This window comes from Bdellovibrio sp. BIS2, from assembly GCF_055398295.1.
Map to the genome: position 1 here is coordinate 339,312 of NZ_AP035879.1, position 24,289 is coordinate 363,600.

The window sequence follows — 24,289 nt, forward strand, 5'->3', positions numbered from 1 at the left end:
CCAGGAACCTTTTTGGTTACTCGGCTTCTTCCAGGTAGGTGTAACCGGAAAGACCTTCTTCGTAGTGCTTGATCAGAAGCTTGGCTTCTTGTTTTGTGATCGAGCCTTTTTGGATGGATTCCTCTGTCGCTTGACGAACGCTGTCGACCATTTCAGAGCGGCCGTACTGAACGTAAGACAGAACCTCAGTCACCGTGTCACCTGGAACGTAATGGTCAATAGTGTAACCCACGCCGTTCAAAGAGATGTGAACCGCATCCGTGTCCCCAAACAGATTGTGCAAATCGCCCAGGATCTCTTGGTAGGCACCGGTCAGGAACACGCCCAGATAGTACTGCTGGCCATCAGTGAACTGATGCAAGCGGATGGTTTCTTTCGGCTCGCCGGAAGCCGTGTCGATGAATTTTTCGATCACACCGTCAGAGTCACAAGTCAGATCCGCCAAGGTCGCTTCACGTTTAGGCTCTTCGCCCAGACGGTGAATTGGGATCACCGGGAACAACTGACCCACCGCCCATGAATCCGGTACAGACTGGAACACAGAGAAGTTGGAGAAGTAAGTATCGCACAGTTCCTTACCCAGAGCTGCCACGATGTCTTCACAATCCGGAGTCGCGCGCGCCAGTTTGATCATCTTGGTTGCGATCGCAAAGTACATGGATTCACACCATGCACGTTGTTCAAGGCTCAAGACGCCGTAAGTGAACAATTGCAGAGTTTCTTGTTTGGCCTGTTCCAGGTCATTGAAGCACTCGTTGATATTGTCTTTGTTCACCTTTTCAAAGATGTACTGCATGTCCTGCATGATGGAATGATCCGTTTTCGTCGCTGGACGAGGCGGCTCGTGGCGGTGAAGGTCGTTCACGCCCATCACGTTGAACACCAAAACCGAGTGGTGAGCCACCAGGAAGCGGCCGGACTCAGTCACGATGTTTGGATGTGGAATGCCTTTTTCATCACACAGGGTCTGAAGTACAGACACGATGTCATTGGCGTATTCCTGCTCAGAATAGTTCACAGAGCTGTCAGAGTGGCCGGAACCGTCATAGTCAACGCCCAGGCCGCCGCCCACGTCGATGTACTTCAGGCCTGCGCCCATTTTGTACAGCTCGGTGTAGAAGCGTGCGCCCTCTTTCAAAGAGGACTTGATGGACTGGATCTGAGGAACCTGAGAACCGATGTGGTAGTGCAGAAGTTCCAGGCAATCCAGCATGCCTTCGCTTTTCAGGAATTCAACGCCTTCCACGATTTCAGTGGAAGTCAGACCGAACTTGGAGCGGGCGCCAGAGGAGTCAACCCACTTGCCGGCACCTTGGGTGTTCAGTTTCGCGCGGAAGCCGATTTTTGGACGGGCGTTGAACTTTTTCGCCACATCCACGATCATTTTCAATTCTTCTTTACGATCCACCACGATGATGGTGTTGCGGCCCAGTTTCTGGGACAGGATCGCTGTTTCGATGTATTCCCAGTCTTTGAAACCGTTGCAGATGATAAGTGCATCTGGAGTGTTCATCAAAGCCAGAACCACCAGAAGCTCAGGTTTGGAACCTGCTTCAAGACCCATGGAATAGTCTTTACCGTATTTCACCAGCTCCTGAACCAGGTGACGCTGTTGGTTTACCTTGATCGGGTAAACGCCACGGTACTGGCCTTTGTAGCCATGATCAGCAAATGCTTTTTGGAAGCAGCCGTTCAAAAGCTCCACACGGGATTTAATAATTTCCGGAAAACGAATCATGATGGGAACGCGGATACCGCGGTCCAAAAGATCTTGGGTCAGCTCATGCAGATCCACTGTCGGACCTGCGGCGCCCATCGGAGTGACAGCAACATTGCCTGCGCTGTTAATTCTGAAATAACCGTTGCCCCAGTTGTTGATCCCATAAAGCTCAGCGCTTTTTTCAGGACTCCAATTAGACATCTCTTCTGGCCCTCACGACTAGGGGGCCCGGATAAAGGACCCCATGTTGTTTTTCAGGGGTCCTTTTCGGTAAAAGAACCCAGTTATTTAACGATCAAGTTCAAAATTTTGCCGGCTTTGTAAATCACCTTGTCGGGATTCTTGTCGCCCAGCACAGCTGCCACTTGTGGAACGGCTTTCGCCGCCGCGACCGCTTCCTGTTCGGAAGCCGCCACGCCCAACTCGATCGTGCCGCGCATTTTTCCATTCACTTGCACGCCGATTGTCACAGTGTCGTCAGCGCACAGGGTGTTATCATATTTTGGCCAAGGAGCCAAAGAGCAAAGTCCCTGTCCGCCCATTTTTTCCCACAATTCTTCAGCCAAATGCGGGGCAAACGGAGCCAGAATCTGTACCAGCGGTTTCAGAGCCAAAACAGAGCGGCACTCCGCGCGGTAAAGTTCGTTCACCAGAATCATCATGGCGCTGATCGCCGTGTTAAAGCTCATGGACTCGATGTCCTCTGTGACTTTTTTGATGGTTTTGTGAACTAATTTCTCGATCTCCAAAGTCAAAGCGGCATCGGTCGCCACATATTTGCCGTCATCGCTGACAACAAGGCGGCCGATACGATCCAGGAAGCGTTTTACGCCGTCAATACCGGTCGGAGACCAGGCTTTGTCTTTATCCAAAGGCCCCATAAAGCTGACGAAAGTTCGAACAGCATCTGAACCGTGTGTCTGGCCGATTTCCTGAGCTGGGATCACGTTGCCACGGGATTTGGACATTTTTTCACCGTCGGGTCCCAAAACCATGCCCTGGTGGGCCAGTTTTTGGAATGGTTCATCATGGGTCACAAGACCGCAGTCAAAAAGAACCTTCATCCAGAAGCGGGAATACAGCAAGTGACCGACAGTGTGTTCAGGACCGCCCACGTACAGATCCACTGGCATCCAGTACTTTTCAGCTTCCGCACTGAACGGAGCTGCATCATTGTTTGGATCGATATAGCGCAGGAAGTACCAGGAAGATCCGGCAGCTCCCGGCATGGTGTCGGTTTCGCGTCGGCCTTCTTTGTTGCCGTCCATGTACTTCACCCATTCCGCGTTGCGGGCCAGTGGAGCTTCTCCGGTGTCGGCCGGTTCATAGTCCGCCACTTCCGGCAATACGACAGGAAGTTCGTTCACGGGAACGCCGCGGGAACCATCAGCAAAGTGTACGATCGGGAACGGCTCGCCCCAATAGCGCTGACGGCTGAACAGCCAGTCGCGCAGCTTGTACTGAACTTCGCGAACGCCCAATTTGTTCTCTTCCAGATAAGCCAGCATTTTTTTGATGGCGTCGGCTTTATTCAGGCCGTTCAGGAATTCAGAGTTGATCATGACGCTGTCGCCTTCAAATGGCAGTTGGTCACTTTCAAGCACGGTTTTAATTGGAATGTTGAATTTGGTCGCAAATTCGAAGTCACGTGCATCGTGACCAGGAACGGCCATGATCGCACCGGTGCCGTAATCCATCAGGACATAGTCGGCAATCCAGATCTCGATCTTTTCGCCCGTGATCGGGTGGATGGCGTGAGCCCCCGTGAAGACGCCGGTTTTTTCAGTCGTCGCCTTGCGGTCGACTTCTGATTTTTTCGCCGTGGCGGCAATGTATTCTTCCACCGCCGTGTGCTGCGGCTGGGAGGTGATCTTTTTGACCAGCGGATTTTCCGGAGCCATCACCATGAAGGTCACACCGTACAATGTGTCCGGACGAGTGGTGAAGACTTCAAAGCTGTCCTGTTCGCCATGAACCTGGAAGGTGACGCGCGCGCCTTCGGACTTTCCAATCCAGTTGCGCTGCGCCTCTTTGGTTCTTTCCGGCCAGTCGACCTTGTCCAGGTCATTCAACAGGCGTTCGGCATAGTCGGTGATTTTAAGCATCCACTGTTTCATCGGCACGCGGATGACCGGGTGACCGCCGCGCTCTGATTTTCCGTCGATGACTTCGTCATTGGCCAGAACGGTTTTCAAAGCCGGGCACCAGTTAACCGGAACTTCCTTCTGGTAAGCCAGGCCGCGCTCATACAGTTTCAGGAAAATGAACTGAGTCCATTTGTAGTAGTTAGGCTCACAAGTGGAGATTTCGCGGCTCCAGTCAAAGCTGAACCCAAAGGACTGCAGAGTTGTGCGGAAGCTTTCAATTGCTTTTTTGGTCGTGATGGCAGGATGGATCCCGGTCTGGATGGCAAACTGCTCAGCCGGCAGACCAAAGGCATCGTATCCCATCGGGTGAAGAACGTTGAACCCCTTGGCGCGTTTGTAACGGGAAATGATATCGGCCGGAGTGTAAGAGGCCATGTGCCCAACATGCAAACCGGAGCCCGATGGATAGGGGAACATATCCAGCGCATAATATTTTGGTTTCACACTGTTTGTCTCAGCCTGAAACGCCTTGGCGTCCGCCCACTTTTTCTGCCATTTTTTCTCGTACTCGGTGAAGTTCAAACTCATAAAAACATCCTTCAAAATTCAAAGAAAAACACCACAACCATAAATAGCCAAAATCCCCAGACAATTCAACGAATAAGACCCCCTTAGCGCCCACATCAGACCCTTCCACAAAACACAGAAAATGTAAGAAAATCTCCCCCGCCCAAAGTCCACAAAATCCCGAATGCCATCCACATTGTTTTAGATTCCCAATACTTCGCGCACGGGCGCACCAACAAGGTCCTGATCGAGGAAGGAGGGCTGGGGGCTGGGTTCCGCCGCAAGTTCCGCAGGTCCGGGGGTAATCGTGGAACGCAATAGCTCCCGACGAGCCAAAGGGCTAGTAAGGAAGAAAAAAACCACCCGAGCGAGGACTGTTCGAAGCGCCGGAGCCCAGCCCCCAGCCCGGCTCCCACGGAGGCAGGATTAAAGTTTGGTAGTCTGGTCTTATGATTAGAAAATTGTCTAAATAATTCCCGGAATTAACCGATGAGTAGGGCAGAAGTTACACTGGTATGTAAGATGAGTTTTGAAGTAAGCCCTAAACAACCCAAAAGTCGCCGTATTCTAGTAATCGACGACGACAAGGACAGCCTGGAGATTCTCCTGGAGCCATTGCGCTGGGAGGGCTACGACGCGCGCGGTGTGACCACCGAATCTGAAGCGCACAAGCTGATCGAATCCTGGATTCCTCACATTGTCATTTTGGACTGGATGGCGCCTTCCATGGCGGGTCTGCGGGTTTTGAAATCCGTGCGTGAGCGTCTGTCTCACGTTTCCTGCGTGTTTGTGTCTGAAAACTCCAGCACCGAAGCAATCATCGAGGCCCTGGATTCCGGAGCCGACGATTACATCGTAAAACCGTTTGTGCCGCTGGAGCTTCTGGCGCGCATTCGCTCACAGTTGCGTATTCGCGATTTGCACGAGCAACTGCTTTTCGCCAACGAGAAACTTAAAGAGCTTGTTGATACCGATGACCTGACGGGTCTGTATAACATGCGTTCGCTGTATCAACGTCTGGACTTCGAGATGGAGCGCGGTCGTCGCTTCCACCGTGATGTCTGTGTCGTGATGATGGATATGGACTATTTCAAAACCGTGAATGACGGGCATGACCATCTGTTCGGAAGTTATGTGCTGTCTGAGGTGGGTAAGATCATTCGTGCCAACACCCGCAACATCGATATTCCGGCCCGCTATGGTGGGGATGAATTCCTGATGGTGCTGACAGAGACCAATCATGCCGGTGCCATGTACTTCTGCGAGCGCCTGCGTGAAAACATCGAAAAGACCACATTCCGCAATGGCGAGGACTCGATGAAGCTGACGGCCTCCCTGGGCTTTGCCATTACGATCCCGGGTGAAAACATCAGTGCCCGTGAGCTGGTTCGCCGTGCCGACCATGCCCTTTATGAAGCCAAACGTGCGGGACGCAATCAGGTTGCACATTACAAACCGGATGCCGCTCCTGTGGTGGAAATCAAATCTGCCATTCATAAGCGCCGTAAGGCTGCTGGCTAATTAGTCGTTGACCTCGTCCGGGGTATCTAAGAAAACGCTCTTATATGCAAAGCTCTGTTTCATCTGCTGATAAAATCCGTAATCGTGCCGCGTGGATCTCTGCCATAGCCAGTGTCGTGATATTCACCATGAAGGTGGTGGCCTATCGCCTGACCAGCTCGACCGCTGTGCTGTCTGATGCATTGGAAAGTATCGTGAACGTCATAGCCGCCATCGTGGCGCTGTTTGTGATTCGTTTCGCCGCTCAGCCTGCGGACGAGGATCATCCTTACGGGCATGGCAAGGCCGAGTATTTCTCTTCAGCGTTTGAGGGCGGTATGATCTTTTTTGCCGCCATCATGATTATTGCCGAAGCCGCCAAAGCGCTGATTTATCATGAGCCCACTCAGAAGCTGGAGATGGGTTTGCTGATCGTGGGCGGAGCCGCCCTGGTGAATCTGGCTTTGGGTTTGTATTTGAAACGCGTGGGGACGACTCATCAGTCGGATGCCCTGAAGGCCAGTGGGGCGCATGTGCTGTCGGACGTTCTGACCACCGCCGGAGTCATGGTCGGCCTGGGACTGGTTTTGGTGACCGGAATTCAGTGGCTGGATCCGGTGATTGCGATGCTGGTGGGTTTGCAACTGGCTTATTCAGGATTTAAAATTGTGCGCGAATCTTTGGGTGGCCTGATGGACCAGCAGGATATGGCGTCACTCGAGCTTCTGGCCAGTGCGCTGGAGAAAAATCGTGTGCCTGGTGTGATCAATATTCACCATCTGCGCGTGATTCGCTCTGGCCGATTCCATCACGTGGATGCCCATATGGTGGTGCCGGAATATTGGGATGTTTCTCAGGTTCACGCCATGACCAGTGATTATGAGGCTGCGGTGGTAAAGGATTATGAGTTTGACGGGGAGCTGGCTTTCCATGTGGATCCTTGTAAAAAATCCTACTGTGACAGCTGTGAGGTGCCTCAGTGCCCGATTCGTTTGCAGCCTTTCCGCCACCGGCCGGACTTCTCTGTGAAAAGCTTGACCGACGACCCGGCTCCGACTAATCAAGGGACCCATGACAGATCAGGCTCTAAGAAGACAAATTAATATCACCAAAGACCTTCCCAACCAGAATGCCTACACCCTGGCGTTGAACGGCGAATATGCGCATGTGGCTTTCGATGAGCTGCGTGCTCCGCTGAACAAGGGTAAATGGCGTTCGGACGTTTTTAAAGCTGATGCTGGCATGCCGATGGACGTGGAAGTGGGCACCGGGAACGGGACTTACTTTGCTCATCACGCCAAAACCCATTCTGACCGCCTGTTGGTGGGCCTTGAGCTGAAATACAAACCTTTGATTCAGTCCATCCGTCGCGCGGTGAATGCTGGCTGCAAAAATGCGGCGATCACGCGTTTCCACGCTTTCAACATTGATCATCTTTTTGCTGAGGGCGAGATCGACAACGTCTATATCCATTTCCCGGATCCATGGACATCCCCGAAAAAACCGAAGAACCGTTTCGTGTGCAAAGATAATCTGGAATTGTTGTTCCGTCTGCAAAAGCCGGGTTCTTTCATCAATTTCAAAACCGATTCTTTGGTGTACTTCCTGTGGGCGATGGATGAAATCCGTCAGTCTCCGTACAAGATCATTTTTGAAACTCAGGATCTGCACAATTCAGAAATGAAAGATCAGAACTTCGAAACGGCTTTTGAGAAAATCTTCCTGCGTGAAGGTATCAAAATCAATTTCGTCAGACTGCAGAAGGTCTAGCGGTCGGTGAAAAGGGCCCGCCTGCTGCGTTGTCGGGCCTTTTGCTTCTCTCCGACGTGCTTAGAGCACGCCTCCGTTTCGCAAAAGAACCTCCGCCTTGCATTCGAACCCTTTTGACCGACCTTGATTCCCGGCTTTTTGGGAGGGCTTTACTGCGTGAATCGCACTTTGGGCTGGTGTTGGGTGGCAGAAGTCCTCGTTTTAAATTTCCTTGGGGTATACTGAGAGAGTTTTGGGAACAGGGGGATTCTATGGCATCCTTTCTTCGTTTTTCCTTATTCTTCATTGGTGTATTTTTCTTTTTTGGATTAGAGCCGATTCTTGGTGCGATCACTCGTGAAACTGATTTTGTGACTCCGGCGGAGCCAGCCACGGTTCTACGCAGCTCTGTGATTCCCTGTTATGGACGAAATCAATCCGGTATTGGGCGCAAAACAAATATGTCCCGGGTTGAAGGGGAGCGCTGCTCGGTTCCGCAGCCGGTGGAAGCCCGTCGTCTGGATCGCCCGGATCACGAAGTGGATGATCCCGGCAAGGAATTCAAACACCGTGAACTATAAGATTCACCAATATGTCGCGTCGACCGTGATGTTGCCCTGAATGCGGGTCTGGCAGCTGATGCGAACATCCGAAGAAAGCCCGTTTTTTTCGCGCAGAAAATTTTCTGTGTCGTTTTCAGCAGATAGATTCTCTTTGCCTTCCACAATAATGATTTTGCACTTTGCGCAAACGCCGTCGCCATCACAACTGGAAGCCACGGGAAGGCCCGCATCCAGTAGCGCCGTCATCAGGACGGTGTCAGCAGGAACCTCTACGGCAGGCATGTTCTTTTTAAAAGAAATCACGGGCATAGCCCATTGTAGCTGACGCAGTCCAAAACGTGCAAAGAACTAATGAAAACGGGGCTATTTGTGGTAGCCTTGATCCGTTATTGTCCCGACCAATTGTGAGGTAATCTATGACTCAGGATCAAAAAGTTGAAAACGTCATTATCATCGGTTCCGGCCCTGCAGGCCTGACTTCCGCTATTTATACTTCCCGCGCCAATCTGGAGCCTTTGATGATTGAAGGTGAAGAGGCCGGCGGTCAGTTGATGACCACGACCGAAGTTGAAAACTTCCCGGGCTTTGACCACGGGATCACGGGTCCGGACCTGATCACAGTCATGAGAAAACAGGCCGAAAGATTCGGCACTCGTTTCATCACTCGCAACGTGACGAAGGTGGATTTTTCCCAGCGTCCGTTCAAAGTGTGGATCGGTGACAAACTTCACCTGGCAAAATCCATTATCATTTCCACTGGCGCCAGCGCGAAGTACCTGGGCCTGCCTTCTGAAAAAGTTTACGCCAACCGTGGTGTTTCCGCGTGTGCAACTTGTGACGGTGCCTTCTTCCGTAATCAGGAAATCGGCGTTGTTGGTGGTGGTGACACAGCGATGGAAGAGGCGCAGTTCCTGACTCGTTTTGCCAGTAAGGTGTACCTGATCCACAGACGTGACCACTTCCGTGCCTCCAAAATCATGGTCGATCGTGCGCTTAAGAACCCAAAAATCGAAGTGCTTTACAACACCGAGGTGACCGAGGTTCTGGGTGACGGCAAGGGTATGACCGGCGCGAAAATCAAAGGCACTGTTGATGGCGCTGTCAAAGAACTTCCGATCACAGGTCTATTCCTGGCCATTGGCCATAAGCCGAACACCGACCTTTTCAAAGGTGTTTTGGATATGAATGAGACAGGCTATTTGATCACCCAGCCCAACACCACGTATACTAATATTCCAGGTGTCTTTGCGGCGGGAGACGTGCAAGATCACGTATATCGTCAGGCGATCACGGCAGCCGGTACAGGTTGTATGGCGGCGATCGATGCTGAAAGATGGCTGGAAGCCCAGGAAGCTCACTAAGGAAGATATGAAGGACAAAAGAATCAACACCAAGGATTTGATCGAAAAGATCGAAAAAATGACCAAGGCCCGCATTGCTTCTCAGGAAGTGGTGCCTTTGGATCAGTTCCGTGAGGCCAAGAAAAAGCTGGATCCAAAAATCATTCTTGTGATCGAGGATGACGAAACCATGCGCCTGGCGATGAAAAGAATCCTTGAGAGTGAAGGTTATGTGACGAAGCTTGCGGCCGATGGCACTGAGCTTTCCACAGTGCTGGATGATCACTCGGTGGATCTGATTCTGATGGACGTGGGACTGCCTTGGATCAACGGTTTTGAACTGGCGCAATTGCTGAAAGAGCACCGCGATCTGAAAAAAATCCCGCTGGTGTTCGTGTCCGGCAAAGCTTCCGAAGAAGACATGAAAAAGGCCTTTGAGATCGGCGCTGATGACTACATCAAAAAGCCATTCGACGTTGAAAAGCTGAAAAAAACCGTGGAAACGCTTTTGAAGCTGAATCCGTAATCGAAACCAAACTGATTGAATAAAATATGGACCCCTCAGCGAGTGATTGCTGAGGGGTTTTTTATTACAGACCAAAGTTCTGTCTCAAAACGGGAACACAGTCTGTTTCCATACTTTCCCAATACTTCTTGCAGAAAATAGTGAACGTGGCCCCCTTTTTAGCGATAGAATTAAAGGACTCATGGCACGTAAACACGTCATCATCTTACTTATTGTAATCACAGCGGTTGTTGCGCTTTCGCTGTTCCTTAAAAAGGACCAGGAGCCGACTTTGGCGGAATCCTTGAAAGAGGCCGTCGATGTTGTTGAATCCTCTGAAGACCGTTTAAGCGAAGAAGACATCGCCATGCAGTCCCCGGGCGCGCAAATGCAGGTGACCGAGATCCCTTCGCACGGCCAGAATCAGGCGGAAGAATCACGTCGTTTACTGGAGCCAAAGAGAAAGCAGACCGTTTTGCCAAAACCGGATGATCGCCGTCTGGCGCAGTCATCTGTTTTGTCCGGCACTTCCTGGAAAGTGTGGGAGGGTGTGGCCGCCTATCCGCAGTCTGCGGGCAAACGCAGTGCTTACTTGGCTGAAATCAATGGTTACTATCTGGTCGAAGAAGACGGCTTCCGTGGCGATGACCGTCACTTCTCGGCATCACAGCCCCTGGCCGTTTACAACGAGCGCAAAGGGATTGCGGGCGTTGTGACGGGCACCATTCAGATCACTGTGAATGAAGGTGTGAATATCGATTCTCTGATTCAGGAATATGACCTAAAGGTTGTGGGTTCGATGCCGGAAGCGAATATGTATTTTGTGACCTCGGCACAGGACACATTCAATTTGTCCTCTTTGAAAGAACGTTTAAGCAGTGAACCTGGCATCAGTCAGGCCCAACTGGAAATTTTGAGCAGGAAGTATGAAAAGTTTTAGTCCTAAAGCCAAAATGCTGATGGGCCTCGCGGTGATAGCTGCTATCACGGGGACTTTATTTACCAACTGCGCGAAAAACAGCTTCACGGCAGTTGGTGAAGAACTGGCGGGTACGGGCGCGGACCCTTTGTTGGGTTACGCCTGGCATATCAATAACACCGGACAAAAAGTTTTTGCCGCCGATGCCGGGACCGCCGGTGTGGATTTGAATCTGTTGCAGACATGGACTTCGGGCTTAGCCGGAAAAGGAATCAAGATTGTTATTTCCGATGACGGGGTTCAGGATGCGCATCCGGATTTGAAGGACAACTTCCTGTATGGGGTTTCCAAGAATTATCACAACGCAGCTCCGTACACCTCCAGCAATGCGCCTCCAAGTTCTTCCGATGACAATCACGGCACATCCGTGGCGGGTCTGGCGGCGGCCGTCGGCGATAACGGCGTGGGCAGCAAGGGTGTTGCTTACAAAGCGAAGCTGCTGGCTTATAACTTCCTGTCCACGGGTGTTTCGCAAACCTACAGTCGCATGGCCGAGCAACTGAGTGGTGGTTATGACGTTTACAACATGAGCTGGGGGAACTCGCAGAATTATCTGCCGGATCCTGTGGCCGCCTGGGAAACAGCATTGCTGAACGGGGTGCTCAATGGTCGCAGTGGCAAAGGTTCCATCTATGTAAAGTCTGCCGGCAATGACTTTCTGGTGGAATGCAAAGGCTCGACGGACACTTACTGCATCGGTAACTCGAATCTGGATCCGGACAACAGCACGCCTTACACAATTCTGGTGACGGCTTTAAATTCTACGGGTGATGCGGCTTCGTATTCTTCTGTTGGTTCGAATGTGTGGATTTCGTCCTTCGGGGGAGAGTCCGGCGATGATTCTCCGGCGATGGTGACCACCGACCGCACCGGTTGCAGCGCAGGTTATGCTCAGACCAGTATCTCTGGCAAAGTGGAGTTTGAACGGGGTAGCAACGGAAACAGCAATTGCAATTACACGACGACTTTCAACGGAACTTCTTCGGCGGCTCCGGTTTTGACGGGGGCGATTGCGCTGCTTCTGGAGGCCAATCCGAATTTAAACTGGCGTGATGTGAAATACATTCTGGCGAAAACGGCAGTGCAGGTTCGTCCGAACTCTGGCGCCATCAGTAATCATCCTTTGCGAAATTATCCGGGGAACTCTGCCAAGAATGTGATTTTGCCATCAGGTGCGGTCTGGGAAAATGCGTGGGTCACCAACAGTGCGGGATTCAAATTCCATAACTGGTATGGATTTGGCCGGGTGAATGTGGACGCCGCTGTTTCGTTGGCAAAAAATTATACCTCGACATTCACCACCAGCCTTTCCGGCACGGCCTGGATTGAAAACACCACACGCGTCGCAATTCCTGATTACAGCGCAACCGGTGTCAGCAACACCGTGACGGTGACAGACAATTTGCGCATCGAAGGGGTTCGTATCCGCTTGAAGGTGGATCATGACCGGGTGGGTGATCTGGGCGTGGAACTGACGTCGCCGTCCGGGACTAAAAGCATGATTTTGAATATGCGAAATTCTTTGTTGGGTCAGGTTGATTTTGACAACGAAGTTTTCCTGAGCAACGCCTTCTTCCAGGAACGTTCCAACGGCACCTGGACGATCAAGGTCATTGATGGTGGTTCGACCTTCAATGGCGATCTGGTCAGTTGGGGCGTTCAGATTATCGGAACGCCTTAATTTCCAATAAACATGGATGAAATGCAGCGGGTTTCAAGATTCCCGCTGTAATACGACGTGGAGCCTACACGGGTGAAGGTCTTTGTCGTGCTGTCATAGGTGAACTTTTCAATGTTGTACGGAATATTTCCGGTCGTGAAGTTCGTGGTCACGGCACCGCCCGTGGCGACATACAGATGCCCCTCTACTTCGTCATAGACCATCGCTGAAGCCCCGTAGATCACACTTGGAACCTCATAGGCATTCACCGGATCTGAAATGGTGTTGGCGGTTTCATCGACCTCATAAGTGTAAATAGAATTCAGCATGGAGCCTGAGATCCCCGCATACGCAACCGCAATGCGTCCGGAATCAGGCATATACACAGAGGCGGTCGGATAAGCCGTCAAGGCAGGTCCTGATTGCGCCGCCAGACATCCTGTCGTTCCATTCCAGCCGGTCAGTCCATTCATGATGCCGATGCGGTTGTTGGCACTGGAGGCATTCTGGGAATGAGTGTAAATGATGTTGTAACCGGCGGCATTGGATGACGTTGGATAGGTCGCAAGGGACGTGATGTTGGTGGCCGAGGCACTGCAAGATCCACCGGGTCCCTGAACCCAGGCATTGGTGCCTGTTCCGGTTTCGCGGGATTTACCGGTGTCCAGTTTCTCAATGGCGGTCGTGCGGCTGATCAAAAGACCATCGACGACGGAAAGCAAATAGCGAGCGGCCGATTGTAATGCGCCGATAGGGGCCGTTGCGGAGGTGTTGTTATAGAAAGTCTGTCTTTCGCCAAGCAGGTCTTTTTTGATCAGCTCGATGCGACGTTGTCCGGTGTGTTCAAGCAACGCCAGCAGATGTTCATCGTCGTGATCCACAATGCTGACCGGGGTGGTGCCCGGAGCATCCAGCACCGAGGAAAAGTCGGCGATGCGTCCTTCGTACTGGGCAGTTTCAAGGCCGATGCGGAAGATCACATTGGAGGAAGTCGTCGCACTGTAAGTGGTGTTGCCGGTGCCGGAATAGCAGGCGCCACTTGCGATGTACAGATAGCGGGGTTTGGAAGCTTCTTCCAATTCTTTCTGACAACCCGTCAGCAGACCTAGTGTGGTCCCCATCACAACAACGTACTTCAGTGTACTCATAAAGACTCCTTAATGGATTTCTCAAAATTAGATATCGGGTTTGTGTTAAAGAGTCTTGACGGTGATGTGAGAAAACTGGCCTCGATGTTTCATTAAGAGGCTTTAACGCAATAATTATTCTGAAAATTTGAAAGATGATTAAGGAGCAAACAATTCAGTATCGTAATTTATACGACGATAGTCGTGAATGGGCGCAGATGCGCAGTCCTGCGAAACAGTATTTTTTGATAGAGTATAGAGTAAGATTAGCCGGCGCTGCGACGAACTTGATCCTGATAAGCTACGTAAGCTTTCAGCAAAGCATCCAGACGCAATGTCATGGTGACATCCTGTTCGATGAACATCAAACGGCGAGGGTCTGCCAGGTCACCCACGATTTTGGCGCGGAAGAGCAGGCGGGCTTTGGATGGATCCGGTTCAAATGGATTTACGATAATCAAATCGAAAGGCTTATTCAGGAAGTCTCTTGGGATTTCGTCTTCAAGCATGGTCCCGCTTAAAGAGATGTCCTTGGAATAAGTGCGGAACGAACGAACCTTGGAAACCAGTACGACTTCAATTTTGAAATTGTGTCGGGGATCGCGACGACGGTCAGAACCCTTCGGCTCCGACTTGGCTTGTGCTTGTGGCACTTCTTCGGGTTCGTCGTTTTTCTTCTTGGGCTTTGGCATGTCGGATTTGTCTTTGCGGATCTTGGCCAGATCCAGATCATCTCCGTTGAAATCTTTTTGGTGATAGCCGCCGACTTCACGGTGCTTCAGCGGAATGTCGCCCACAACCACTTGGGTGTAGGGACTGTCAGCACCCCCATTGGTGGCCGGCGCATTCTTGGTCGCCGTCAGGGTGTTTTCATTTTCACCTGGAAGAGAAGGCATACCGCCTGGCTTCGGAGGCTGAACGATAACGAAATAGTTCTGATCAGATTCCAGGAAGTCCTTGATAGACAACCAGCTTTCCCAGCCCGGTGTCCACAGGAAGAATTTGGCATGAGCATGTTCGGGAATGGACAGGATCGACACTTGAGCTTGCACAACAGACATAGGCTTTGTCTGCGTCTTCGCCTCGGCATCATAAATGATCCAGATTTTACCTTGGGTCTTCATTCCACTCCTCAAACTAATTCCTATAGAAGTTATCGGAGTTTTTTGGTTAATCCTTTACACTGCTCCCACGAATGGGACCAAGGTCCAGCACGTTCTCAGGCCCGGACTGAGATTCTTTCAACCAGAGCTGAGAGATCCTGATAGTGTTCCAAAACGGCCAGCGGTTCGTACTTTTCCAGAAGGGGAGTGGCCGTATAACCAAAACCGATGGCAATGGAGGCCACGCCGGCTTTTTGGGCGGAAACCATATCCGGAATGCCATCGCCGATCATCAGGGTGTTCCCCGGCAGACGGCCGGCCAGCTTCATCATGGTTCTTAAAGGAAGCGGGCTGGGCTTTCGTTCTTCAAGTGTATCAGCACCAAAAACATTCACCCATGGATACTTGTCCAGCCCCAGATGTTTCAAAATGACCTTGGCGGGAATTTCATTTTTATTGGTGATGATACCCATAGGCCCCTGATAGCGGGACAGGAAGTCTTCCACACCAGGATAGATGCGGGTTTTTTGCAGCATCTCTTCTTCGTAGGTTTTCAGGAACTCCATTTCCAGAGCGATGATGTCGGCGGGTTCCAGTGAGTCGTCTTTAAATAAATCGGCGATAAGCTTTTTAATGCCTTCGCCGATGTGTGCGATGATCAGTTCATCGCTTAAGGTGGGTTTGGAATGATTTGCCAAAGTGCGATTGACGGCCACGATAATATCCGGGGCCGAGTCAATCAAAGTGCCGTCAAGATCAAAGACAAGAAGTGGATTCATAAGCCACTATCTTGCCGTTTCTGACGTTATTCGACAATCTCAAAGTCCACGCGACGATCCCGCGCCATTTGAGAGGACGTTCCCAGGCTTTCACGGGCTACGGCCCCCTTGCCGATGGTTTCAAGCTTATCCTCGGACACTCCGCGAGACACCAGATAGTCGCGCACGCGCATCGCACGGGCTTCTGACAGGCGCAGGTTGCGATCAGCATCGCCTTGAGGGTCCGTCAGACCAGAGATGCGAATTTTCTCATAAGAGTTCGAGGTCTTTTTTAGCTCGCTGGCAATTTCATCCAAAGCCCGGCGGCTGGAGGCGTTGAGTTCGGAACTTCCGACATTGAATCGAATGTTCTGGGAAAGAGTTGAGAACTTGGTTGATTTTCTTAAGTCACCCGCGGCTCCGGAAAGGGCTGAGTCAGGACCGCGATTCCCACGCTGGCCAATGACGTTTTCATCCTCTTTTTTGGATTTGCTGGAACATGCACCCAGGGCGAACACCAGGGTCAAAGATGCGGCAATTTTAAGTGCTGAAGACAAATGCATGAAAATACCTCCGTGTTAATAGAAACAGGTCCTTTAAGGCTAAGCGGCGACGTAAGTGCCGGGCAAATTAACTTCCTGTTAACTTCACAAGAGGGATGTGCGAAGATAGGGCATGCGTGAATCCGTGTTAAGCCACAAAGACAATTATATGCTTTCACTTCTTTCTGAAGAAAGTGATCTGAAAAAACGTTCCCGTCAGTTTGCTGATGAACTGAATTTGGGAAGAATCAGCGTCAATGCAGCGGAAGCAAAGTTGATCCAAACGCTGGTGCGCACACACGGCTGCCGCAAATTTGTCGAGATCGGAACACTGACCGGATTGTCGGCGCAGTACATCTTTGATGCCCTGCCGGAGGGTGGGGAGTTGTGGACTCTTGAAAAAGACCCGAAGCACGGCGAATACTCATCCCAGATTTTCGCGCAACTGGATCAGTCGAAAAAGAAAATCCATCTGGTGATGGGTGATGCCCGTGAGGAGCTTGAAAAAATCGCAGCTCTGGGGCCTTTCGACGGCGTGTTTATCGACGGCAACAAGGCCGCTTACTTTGACTATCTGACCTGGGCCGAAAAAAACGTGCGTCAAGGCGGCCTGATTCTGGCCGACAATATCTTCCTGTCGGGCTCCGTGTGGGGTGAACCCGCCCAGAAGTTCTCGGACAAACAAGTCCGCATCATGCAAGACTTCAACAAGCGCCTGGCCGACCCCACTTTGTTTGAATCCGCCATCATCCCCACCTTCGAAGGCCTCTACATAGCCCTCAAAAAATAAAAGGTGCCTGTAAAAGGTGCCTGGTGACTTTTTACACCTACGCCGCGTTATCTCATTCTGAGACAGCGGCTTGGCCCTGCCTTTGCTTTGTTTCTTCTCTATCAGGTCCGCCTCGAACATCGAGGATCCGGCCCGCGGAAGTGCCGTTTTTCAGTACTCACGCGTAAAGAAAAGGAGCAGTTATGAAAAAGCTTAGCGTTATCCTTGCGATCAGTTTGGGTTTGGCCGCTTGTGCGGAGAAGGATTCTGATTACGCAAGAAAGTACCGCAACAAGACCGGCGACAAGGCCAAAACGGAGCAAGTTGTTCCGGGCGCAAGATCCGCTCCGATCTGCGAAACCCCTGAAATTAGTATCTGTGAAAAATCCGTATTGCCGATTACTGCCGACATTAAAAAGAACGGCTTTGAAGCTGCGGTTAAAGCTCTGAAGGCAGAACTTTCATTGCCGGAAGAGTTTGACGGCTCAGCAGAGTCCTTTAAAAAACATATTCCCGAGGATCTGAAAAGATATCAGGCTCAAAGTCGCCTTTTGCTCTTGGCCGATAAAGAATATCGCACAATTTATAACTATGATGAAGACGTGAAAGAGGCCACCGAGATTGTACACAAGCTGATGATGGAATTCGTGAAAAGTGAAAAGCTGGATGAAGACGGTCGCATGGGCCTTGTGGGTGCTTTGAATACGACGGTGGTGCAGTCGGTTTCTGAAACATTTGAGCTTTCCTATCAGGGTAAGGACATTGTGACTATAGACATGTCATCAGCTTGTGGAATTGATGGTTTGAATGTGATGGCGCGCTCTTTGTTGCCAGGTGGTGGTCCGAACGGTGTAATCTATATCTGCCCTGGACAGTTGTTGTTGAATGCCGGAAAAACCAAAGTGGAAAGAATCGCGGGCCTGGTGATGACATTGGCGCATGAGATGACACATCAGCTGCAGTACCGTGGATTTGAATTGGACAATCGTGTTCTAACATGTGTGAACTCGGAGCTGGCAGACAAGTCGGCAAAGTTTGTTGAAAGCAAAAACAAGGAAACTCAAGCCGACATCGTGGGCTTCCGCATTCTGAATATTTTCCTGAAGCAGGATAAAGAGTTGTCTGTGCAGACGGAAAAAGCCAAAGCGGCTCTTTCTTGGATGTGCCATCTAGAGGAGCATGATACTGAAGGCGACAGCTCAACTCATCTGGATAACAAGTCCCGTTTGAAAAACTTCTTTAAGCTGAAAGAAACCGAAGACCTTCTGGGTTGCAGCAAAGGACCACGCTGCTAAAAAGAAAGCCGCATGATCTGTGATGCAGAAATGCGGCTTTTTTTATTTGGAAGAGTAAGCTTCCACTTTCATTTCGATGGAATAATCTTTTGAGGCTTCTTTCAGCGGAGCCAGAATCCAGTTCCATTCCCGCAATTTAGTGAAGCCGTCAAAGTTCACCGGATACGACCCTTGATAGATCTTTTCCCCTTGCGGATTGCGATAGGTGACTTCGCGGTCGGTGTAAATCAGTTTGTGGCCGGTGCACTGGCGCAGGTTCTTCAGATGAATTTCGCCAAAGGCCGTGCAGATATGGTCTTTTTCCGCCAGAGTCAGATCTTTTTTGGTGTATTTTTCCAGGGCTTCCATCGGCAGTAGCGCCAACTGGGATAAAAGATTCCCCGACACAATCAGATCCGCTTCGAAATGGAAAAGCTGTTTTTCAGACAGATTCTGAATCAGCTTGTTCAGGTCCTCCAAAGATTTCAGATTTTCCAGTTCCTGCAAAGATCCCCCCAGATCCTGGGTGATCAGTTTCAAGCGGGAGTTGCGTTTGGCCGCCCAGTGGTGTTTCAAAGGATGGATGACATCCACCAGGGTGATGCTTTCAAAATGATCCACCAGCAGGTGCAAGGGAATTTCGTGCAGGTGGGCACTGCCCAGAACCACCACGGACTTTTTCTGTGGCAGGTCTTTTACAACTTGCAGGAAAGTGTCCTGACAGTTCTTCAAATGCGGCAGCCAGATTTTTTTACAGCGCTCAAAGCGGTGTTTTAAAGAAATCGAATGATAGACGAATCCGTACTTTTTAGCGACGGACGTGGCAGGGGTGAAAATCATTTCAATGGCTTCGCGGATCATGCCGGCACCATAACACCGGGGGATCGGACTTGAAAAGCACTTTCAAAGGCTATCCCAGCGGCAGAATGCGTTCGGCGCGGATATTGGTGATGGCACCCACTTTTTCAACCTGGCCGTGAATTTCCAGCAGCGAGCGGGTGTAAATCGTGGTGCGGTCTTTCTGATAGATCTCAGGGTGAATGACGATGTTCATAAAGCCGAACTCGTCTTCCAGGGTGATAAAGCACATGCCCTTGGCCGTGGGCGGGCGCTGAGTGATGGCCACCAGACCTGCAACCCGCACCTTGGTTTTTGTTTTCATGCGCTTCAGATCATCCGAAGAAAAATAGGGCACAAAACGTTTTTCGCGCAGAGCTTCGCTTTTGCTGTGCAGATAGGTTCTAAGCACCGACATCGGGTGGGATTCAACGGAATACCCCTTGCTGTCATATTCACGGCGCAGGCGGTCCCAGTTGGATTCAAAGGGCAGATGTTCAGGTTCATCCTCGTCTTCACCCAGCTCAAACTGTTCTTTGGGGTGGCCCCACAGGAAGCTTTGCTGATCCAGGCTTAAAGATTCCAGATTCCAAATCAGTTCCCGCACATTGCCGTTGAAAGATTCAAAAGCGCCGGCGGCGGCAAGTTTCAGCAGCATACTGCGTGGCAGTTGGGTGCGACGAATAAAGTCGGCCAGATTCTGATAAAGACCTTCGTCTTTGCGGCTGTCTTCAATTCTGCGAATCAATGCTTCGGGAATGCCATAAATAGATCTTAATCCCACACGCAGTTGATCACCCGAGGCGGTTTTTTCAATGGTGTAGTCATAGTCGGACTTCTGCACGTCCAAGGGTGCCACCACCACACCGTTGCGCTGGGCTTCGGCGATGATCGTGCGGGGAGCGTAAAAGCCCATGGGCTGACTGTTCAAAAGCCCGCAGGCAAATACATCCGGATAGTGGCATTTCAGATAACAGCTGGCATAAGTCAAAAGAGCAAAGCTGGCCGAGTGACTTTCGGGGAAGCCATAGTTGGCAAAACCTTCGATGGTTTTATAGATCTGATCGGCGTATTCACTGGAGATCCCGTGACGGGCAAACCCGGTGCGCAGGCGCTGCTCGATGCCACCCATGGTGGCTTTGCGTTTCCAGGCCGAAGACATCACCCGGCGCAGTTCATCTGCTTCCCCCGGAGTAAAGTCCGCCACGGCCACCACCATCTTCATCACTTGTTCCTGAAAGATGGGAACGCCCATGGTTTTTTCTAGAATCGGCTCCAGGGCCGGATGCGCATATTTGATTTCTTTGGGACGATTCTGGCGCAGTTTCAAGAACGGATGCACCATGCCCCCTTGCAATGGGCCCGGACGAATCAGGGCGATTTCAATCACCAGATCATAAAAATTCCGCGGCTGCATGCGCGGCAACGTGTTCATCTGCGCGCGGGATTCAATCTGAAAGACACCGACGGTTTCCGCACGGCTGATCATGTCGTAAGTGGGCTTGTCATCGGCAGGCAAAGTGGCAAGGCTGTAGCCCTTGCCTTTCACATCACGCAAAAGATCAAAGCACTTGCGCAGACACGTCAGCATTCCCAAACTTAAAACGTCAATCTTCATCAGACGCAGGAAATCCACGTCGTCCTTGTTCCACTGAATGACATAGCGGCCGTTCATGGTGGCCTTTTCCACGGGAACCATTTCGGTGATGGGATCTTGAGTGATTAAAAAGCCACCGCTGTGAATTCCCAGATGACGGGGGAATCCGTGCAACTGCTGAGCCAGAGCCATGAACATCTTCCAAGGTTCAGGCTCCATGCCGAAGTCCGCTGCCACGGCGGGATCCAGCAGACGCTTCATTCCGTCGCGGCCCATGAATTTGATCATGGCATTGATTTTGGCCAGTGGCATGCCGAACACCTTGGCAGTTTCACGAATGGCCATGCGGGAACGATAACGAATCACCGTGCACACCATGGCGGCATGGCGTTCGTTGTACTTTTCATAGATGTGCTGGATCACTTCCTCGCGGCGGCTGTGTTCAAAGTCGATATCAATGTCCGGCGGTTCGCGCCGTTCACGAGACAGGAAGCGTTCAAACAGCAGATTCATTTTCACCGGATCAATCGCGGTTAAGCCCAGACAAAAACACACCACGGAATTGGCAGCCGAACCACGGCCCTGGTAAAGGATTCCTCGGGATGAGGCAAAGTCGCAGATCTCTTTCAGAGTTAAAAAATAATCCTCGTACTGCAAATCCTTGATCAGTTCCAGTTCGTGTTCGATTTGCTTTAAGGTTTTTTCAGGAATGCCTTCCGGATAGCGCCACTGCGCCCCTTTCATCGTCAGTTCACGCATGTGCTCAGTGGGTGTCATCCCCAAAGGCAAGCTGGATGCGGGATAGCGGTAACGTATTTCATTTAATGAAAACGTCACACGTGCCGAGATCTCCACAGTTTTTTCCACAAGATCCAGGCGGTCCTGCCACAGCCACGAAATATCATCGAGGCTTTTTAAGCATCTCTCGGAATTCTGAATCAGTTTGTTTTTCGCCTCTGCCAACGTGGTGTGGTGAAGCGTGCAGGTCAGAACATCAAACAAGGGCTTGCGTTCCGGACTGTGCATGAAAGGGCGCTGGGTAACAAACAAACGAGCCTGATACTTTTCTTCCAGTGCAAATCCCTGTCGACAGAACTCCTGGGATTCCCAGGTCAGATCGCGCCACAGCGGCAGATACAGGCGGTTGTCGAAAATCTTTTCAAGTCTTTCATAGCGTTCATCCGTCCACGGAGGAATGGCCAGACACAAAAGTCCCTGATTGTATTTTTCAATCTGTTCCAGACTGAGTTTGGAAAACCCCTTGGCGGCCTGACGTTTTCCCAATGTCAGAATTTCACACAGATGCGAATAACCCTGTTTGTTCATCGGGATCAGCACAACGGAGCTTTCGTCGGTCAAAGTCAGCTCTGAGCCAATCAGATAATGAAAGCCCTCTTTCACTTGCGGGGAGGCGGTGAACAACGACGGGGACTGAATGGTCTGAAAACCCCGAACCACACCGTACAATCCATTCAGATCACACAGGGCCATGCCGTCATAACCAAACTCCACGGCTTGCGAGACCATTTCTTCAGGACTGGAGGCCCCTTGCAGAAATGAAAAATTACTGCGCCCCAGAAGTTCGACGAAGCCTTTGGCGCGCGGCCGGGGTTTGGCCGGCAGCCTGGAATTTTGTGACGGAACTAAAGCTTTATTAGTCAAAGTACCCATGCAAGTAGACCTGTGAATTTATGCGATCTTTGAAAACCCACAGCAGTTGACCTTGATGAGAGAGCGCAAAGTAATAATCTCTGTTTTTTAAATCCTGAACTGAAATCTGCCACCAAGCCGATTCAATCCGTTCACTGGGAAGGGACGACACAAAACGAAGCTTCTGCACTTCGCCCGTGCTCAGTGCCTGCGGCTTTTCCAGCAGCAGGGACGGGCGCGGGCTGGAAGCCAGAGCTTTGGCATAGACCGATTTGATCTGCAAAGCCTCGTCCTGTCTTTCCACCAGATCCTGGGGTTTAAAGTCCTCGGGCCAGTCCGTCACCAGGCGGAAGCTTTGCTCGGGGAAATGACTGGCCTCCATTTGCAGAAAGCCCATTTCACACTGGGATTGTTTGGCAAAACTGATCAGGCGGCGCCAGCGGTCCTCGGTGTTATCCCGGGGTTCAAAAAAATCCAGTTGCTGGATCTTTTCCGGCACATCAAACAAAGTGATTTCAAATTCCCGGATCGGATTTTCCAGAACCTGCTGTTCTAGTTTTTTGAACAGCAGATCCTCGAATAACTCCTGATCGCGCGTCGGACTGACGGGTTCAATGGAAAGATTGTAGCGTTTGTCCGAGTATTCACAGTGCAAAACCACATCCAGTCGCTGCGCATGACGGGCCAGGCCCTGCAGGCGCGCAAACAGAATGTCCAGGTGAATCTTGATCCGGTTCATCAGCAAAGGGGCTGAACCTAAGGGATCATCCAGGTAGCCATAGCCCACAAGAGGGTCGCGAGGCACAAGAGGTGAAATGACCTGAGAGTCCTGAGAATGCAGACGATTCCAAAGTAAAACACCAAAATCCCCCCAACGTTCCCGCAGTGAATTCAGACGAAAATTCAGAACCCCTTCCAGCCCATACACACCCAGGGTGTGGAAGAAGGCAATCATGTGCTCGACTGGTTTTTTCTGTGCCCACGGTGAAAGACCTTCAAGATCCTTCAGTGCATCCAGCCCCAGACCCTTGAAGCTTTCCTGTTCCTTGCCGCGCAGACTGATATGCGATGGACGCCACTTTGCCAGCATCTGTGCGCCCGCAGGAGTGTCACCAATGGCGGCGCTGGCGTCCGGAGCAAACTTCGCTGCGATCTGCAGCGCTTTTTCCAGGCAGCCCATTTCCCCACCCATCAAGTGCTGGGTCGAACCAATGTCCACGAAAATATAGTGCGGGAAGCGATACTGAACGCGCGGGCTTAGCACCAAAAAAGCTTCAGCTGAGGAGCTTTCTTGCGGTGTTTTTAAATTGATGCATAAAGTTCGCATGAATCATACTCCCTGCCAGATTGAACGGCGTTGGACGGTGCAAAGCCCTTTGGATGGTGATAAAGTCGCGTTGAAAATGAATCATCAGACTGAACAGCGGGTTTACAAACTTGCTGGCCTTCTGATTCACAAAAACCAAAGCCACCTTGTGCAGGCGACAAAGCCGTTTCAATTTTTGCAGTTGATGGTTTTTCAAAAACATCTCTTTCAGATTGCAGCCGATCACTTCAAACAGGGAACTTGTGATCAGCTCTTGCAGCAGCCAGAAAAGCTGTTCGTTTTCTTTGGGCTCTTTGACCACCAGCAGTTTTTTCAGATTGATTTTGTAATTGCTTAAATGAGCCGGGAAAAGCTGAGCATCCCCGTTGATCCACGCCGCCCACTTGTTTTGGGAATGCACGTTTTGAACGATGCGAATCCACAAAGAAGTGGCGCCGGTGCCCGGAGCCCCCTGCAGCAGGCTGAGGTCGCCTTGCGGGACTCCTCGCCACAGCAGAAAGTCATCCAGGACATTCACGCCAGTGGGAAGTCCCGGCGGCGGTTGCAGCTGCTCGGCAGAGACAAAAGGGATGTTAGCCAGTTCGGGAAGGGCAAGGGTGCTCATTTGAAGCTCTCCATTTACATATAAATTACTA

The 24,289-nt window shown here is 51.1% G+C and carries 21 protein-coding genes; 10 read left to right on the forward strand and 11 right to left on the reverse strand.

All coding sequences use genetic code 11. The features are described from left to right. Positions 1-16: 16 nt before the first annotated feature. On the reverse strand, positions 17-1,921 hold the full coding sequence (gene speA / locus ACZ520_RS01690; RefSeq protein WP_088566472.1) for a biosynthetic arginine decarboxylase: 1,905 nt from the start codon (positions 1,919-1,921) through the stop codon (positions 17-19). An 83-nt stretch (positions 1,922-2,004) separates the two neighbouring features. Next, entirely contained in the window at positions 2,005-4,395 is a 2,391-nt protein-coding gene (gene leuS, locus ACZ520_RS01695; RefSeq protein ID WP_088566471.1) for a leucine--tRNA ligase, read from the reverse strand. Positions 4,396-4,896: 501 nt separating this feature from the next. Here leuS and ACZ520_RS01700 point away from each other — a divergent pair. The 4 genes from ACZ520_RS01700 to ACZ520_RS01715 all read left to right on the forward strand — a co-directional run bounded on the left by ACZ520_RS01700 (position 4,897) and on the right by ACZ520_RS01715 (position 8,204). After that, complete coding sequence (locus ACZ520_RS01700; protein WP_374031838.1) at positions 4,897-5,895, forward strand: GGDEF domain-containing response regulator; 999 nt, start codon at positions 4,897-4,899, stop codon at positions 5,893-5,895. A 44-nt stretch (positions 5,896-5,939) separates the two neighbouring features. Then, complete coding sequence (locus ACZ520_RS01705) at positions 5,940-6,977, forward strand: cation diffusion facilitator family transporter (RefSeq protein ID WP_464127242.1); 1,038 nt, start codon at positions 5,940-5,942, stop codon at positions 6,975-6,977. Beyond that, positions 6,946-7,644: a tRNA (guanosine(46)-N7)-methyltransferase TrmB gene (gene trmB / locus ACZ520_RS01710; RefSeq protein ID WP_374031840.1), complete on the forward strand. Its 699-nt coding sequence runs from the start codon at positions 6,946-6,948 to the stop codon at positions 7,642-7,644. Before ACZ520_RS01705 ends, trmB begins: the two co-directional genes overlap by 32 nt. A gap of 251 nt (positions 7,645-7,895) precedes the next feature. Then, a complete protein-coding gene (locus ACZ520_RS01715; protein WP_232468826.1) occupies positions 7,896-8,204 on the forward strand; it encodes a hypothetical protein in 309 nt (102 codons plus the stop codon). A 3-nt stretch (positions 8,205-8,207) separates the two neighbouring features. Here the strand turns inward: ACZ520_RS01715 and ACZ520_RS01720 are convergent, their stop codons facing one another. Next, complete coding sequence (locus tag ACZ520_RS01720; RefSeq protein WP_464127245.1) at positions 8,208-8,468, reverse strand: 2Fe-2S iron-sulfur cluster-binding protein; 261 nt, start codon at positions 8,466-8,468, stop codon at positions 8,208-8,210. Between the two features lie 134 nt (positions 8,469-8,602). Between ACZ520_RS01720 and trxB the strand changes: the two genes are divergently transcribed. The 4 genes from trxB to ACZ520_RS01740 all read left to right on the forward strand — a co-directional run bounded on the left by trxB (position 8,603) and on the right by ACZ520_RS01740 (position 12,691). Continuing rightward, positions 8,603-9,547, forward strand: a complete 945-nt coding sequence (gene trxB / locus ACZ520_RS01725; protein WP_088566467.1) for a thioredoxin-disulfide reductase — start codon at positions 8,603-8,605, stop codon at positions 9,545-9,547. Positions 9,548-9,554: 7 nt separating this feature from the next. Beyond that, positions 9,555-10,052, forward strand: a complete 498-nt coding sequence (locus ACZ520_RS01730; RefSeq protein WP_011162963.1) for a response regulator — start codon at positions 9,555-9,557, stop codon at positions 10,050-10,052. Between the two features lie 181 nt (positions 10,053-10,233). Beyond that, complete coding sequence (locus ACZ520_RS01735) at positions 10,234-10,971, forward strand: hypothetical protein (RefSeq protein ID WP_088566466.1); 738 nt, start codon at positions 10,234-10,236, stop codon at positions 10,969-10,971. Then, a complete protein-coding gene (locus ACZ520_RS01740; RefSeq protein ID WP_416479590.1) occupies positions 10,958-12,691 on the forward strand; it encodes a S8 family peptidase in 1,734 nt (577 codons plus the stop codon). Before ACZ520_RS01735 ends, ACZ520_RS01740 begins: the two co-directional genes overlap by 14 nt. On the opposite strand, the gene ACZ520_RS01745 is transcribed toward ACZ520_RS01740, so the two are convergent. The 4 genes from ACZ520_RS01745 to ACZ520_RS01760 form a co-directional block, all read right to left on the reverse strand. After that, positions 12,688-13,818, reverse strand: a complete 1,131-nt coding sequence (locus ACZ520_RS01745) for a hypothetical protein (RefSeq protein WP_374031844.1) — start codon at positions 13,816-13,818, stop codon at positions 12,688-12,690. The genes ACZ520_RS01740 and ACZ520_RS01745 overlap by 4 nt on opposite strands. A gap of 245 nt (positions 13,819-14,063) precedes the next feature. After that, positions 14,064-14,921, reverse strand: a complete 858-nt coding sequence (locus ACZ520_RS01750; RefSeq protein ID WP_374031845.1) for a PilZ domain-containing protein — start codon at positions 14,919-14,921, stop codon at positions 14,064-14,066. A gap of 95 nt (positions 14,922-15,016) precedes the next feature. Then, positions 15,017-15,679, reverse strand: coding sequence for an HAD family hydrolase (locus ACZ520_RS01755; protein ID WP_088566463.1), 663 nt, complete (start codon positions 15,677-15,679; stop codon positions 15,017-15,019). 26 nt (positions 15,680-15,705) lie between these two features. Continuing rightward, on the reverse strand, positions 15,706-16,221 hold the full coding sequence (locus ACZ520_RS01760) for an OmpA family protein (protein WP_088566462.1): 516 nt from the start codon (positions 16,219-16,221) through the stop codon (positions 15,706-15,708). A 112-nt stretch (positions 16,222-16,333) separates the two neighbouring features. On the opposite strand from ACZ520_RS01760, the gene ACZ520_RS01765 reads away from it, so the two are divergent. Both ACZ520_RS01765 and ACZ520_RS01770 read left to right on the forward strand, forming a co-directional pair. Further along, on the forward strand, positions 16,334-16,990 hold the full coding sequence (locus ACZ520_RS01765) for an O-methyltransferase (protein WP_417867620.1): 657 nt from the start codon (positions 16,334-16,336) through the stop codon (positions 16,988-16,990). Positions 16,991-17,172: 182 nt separating this feature from the next. Continuing rightward, positions 17,173-18,264, forward strand: coding sequence for a hypothetical protein (locus ACZ520_RS01770; RefSeq protein WP_464127251.1), 1,092 nt, complete (start codon positions 17,173-17,175; stop codon positions 18,262-18,264). A 42-nt stretch (positions 18,265-18,306) separates the two neighbouring features. Here ACZ520_RS01770 and ACZ520_RS01775 read toward each other — a convergent pair whose 3' ends face one another. The 4 genes from ACZ520_RS01775 to ACZ520_RS01790 are packed head-to-tail and all read right to left on the reverse strand — an operon-like array spanning position 18,307 to position 24,258. Next, positions 18,307-19,104 carry a hypothetical protein gene (locus ACZ520_RS01775; protein WP_464127253.1) on the reverse strand — a complete coding sequence of 266 codons (798 nt, stop codon included), beginning with the start codon at positions 19,102-19,104 and terminating at the stop codon, positions 18,307-18,309. Positions 19,105-19,153: 49 nt separating this feature from the next. Beyond that, complete coding sequence (locus tag ACZ520_RS01780; RefSeq protein ID WP_464127256.1) at positions 19,154-22,348, reverse strand: DNA polymerase III subunit alpha; 3,195 nt, start codon at positions 22,346-22,348, stop codon at positions 19,154-19,156. Further along, positions 22,332-23,654 carry a hypothetical protein gene (locus tag ACZ520_RS01785; protein ID WP_417867627.1) on the reverse strand — a complete coding sequence of 441 codons (1,323 nt, stop codon included), beginning with the start codon at positions 23,652-23,654 and terminating at the stop codon, positions 22,332-22,334. Before ACZ520_RS01785 ends, ACZ520_RS01780 begins: the two co-directional genes overlap by 17 nt. Continuing rightward, positions 23,602-24,258, reverse strand: a complete 657-nt coding sequence (locus ACZ520_RS01790) for a RecA family protein (RefSeq protein ID WP_088566456.1) — start codon at positions 24,256-24,258, stop codon at positions 23,602-23,604. Before ACZ520_RS01790 ends, ACZ520_RS01785 begins: the two co-directional genes overlap by 53 nt. Positions 24,259-24,289: the final 31 nt, after the last annotated feature.

Coding starts and splice junctions, on each gene's coding strand:
- ACZ520_RS01705 (WP_464127242.1), top strand. CDS start 5,940: ATGCAAAGCTCTGTTTCATCTGCTGATAAAATCCGTAATCGTGCCGCG.
- ACZ520_RS01720 (WP_464127245.1), bottom strand. CDS start 8,468: ATGCCTGCCGTAGAGGTTCCTGCTGACACCGTCCTGATGACGGCGCTA.
- ACZ520_RS01715 (WP_232468826.1), top strand. CDS start 7,896: ATGGCATCCTTTCTTCGTTTTTCCTTATTCTTCATTGGTGTATTTTTC.
- ACZ520_RS01730 (WP_011162963.1), top strand. CDS start 9,555: ATGAAGGACAAAAGAATCAACACCAAGGATTTGATCGAAAAGATCGAA.
- trxB (WP_088566467.1), top strand. CDS start 8,603: ATGACTCAGGATCAAAAAGTTGAAAACGTCATTATCATCGGTTCCGGC.
- ACZ520_RS01745 (WP_374031844.1), bottom strand. CDS start 13,818: ATGAGTACACTGAAGTACGTTGTTGTGATGGGGACCACACTAGGTCTG.
- ACZ520_RS01765 (WP_417867620.1), top strand. CDS start 16,334: ATGCGTGAATCCGTGTTAAGCCACAAAGACAATTATATGCTTTCACTT.
- ACZ520_RS01740 (WP_416479590.1), top strand. CDS start 10,958: ATGAAAAGTTTTAGTCCTAAAGCCAAAATGCTGATGGGCCTCGCGGTG.
- ACZ520_RS01775 (WP_464127253.1), bottom strand. CDS start 19,104: ATGATCCGCGAAGCCATTGAAATGATTTTCACCCCTGCCACGTCCGTC.
- leuS (WP_088566471.1), bottom strand. CDS start 4,395: ATGAGTTTGAACTTCACCGAGTACGAGAAAAAATGGCAGAAAAAGTGG.
- ACZ520_RS01780 (WP_464127256.1), bottom strand. CDS start 22,348: ATGGGTACTTTGACTAATAAAGCTTTAGTTCCGTCACAAAATTCCAGG.
- ACZ520_RS01790 (WP_088566456.1), bottom strand. CDS start 24,258: ATGAGCACCCTTGCCCTTCCCGAACTGGCTAACATCCCTTTTGTCTCT.
- ACZ520_RS01770 (WP_464127251.1), top strand. CDS start 17,173: ATGAAAAAGCTTAGCGTTATCCTTGCGATCAGTTTGGGTTTGGCCGCT.
- ACZ520_RS01750 (WP_374031845.1), bottom strand. CDS start 14,921: ATGAAGACCCAAGGTAAAATCTGGATCATTTATGATGCCGAGGCGAAG.
- trmB (WP_374031840.1), top strand. CDS start 6,946: ATGACAGATCAGGCTCTAAGAAGACAAATTAATATCACCAAAGACCTT.
- ACZ520_RS01785 (WP_417867627.1), bottom strand. CDS start 23,654: ATGCGAACTTTATGCATCAATTTAAAAACACCGCAAGAAAGCTCCTCA.
- ACZ520_RS01700 (WP_374031838.1), top strand. CDS start 4,897: ATGAGTTTTGAAGTAAGCCCTAAACAACCCAAAAGTCGCCGTATTCTA.
- ACZ520_RS01760 (WP_088566462.1), bottom strand. CDS start 16,221: ATGCATTTGTCTTCAGCACTTAAAATTGCCGCATCTTTGACCCTGGTG.
- ACZ520_RS01735 (WP_088566466.1), top strand. CDS start 10,234: ATGGCACGTAAACACGTCATCATCTTACTTATTGTAATCACAGCGGTT.
- speA (WP_088566472.1), bottom strand. CDS start 1,921: ATGTCTAATTGGAGTCCTGAAAAAAGCGCTGAGCTTTATGGGATCAAC.
- ACZ520_RS01755 (WP_088566463.1), bottom strand. CDS start 15,679: ATGAATCCACTTCTTGTCTTTGATCTTGACGGCACTTTGATTGACTCG.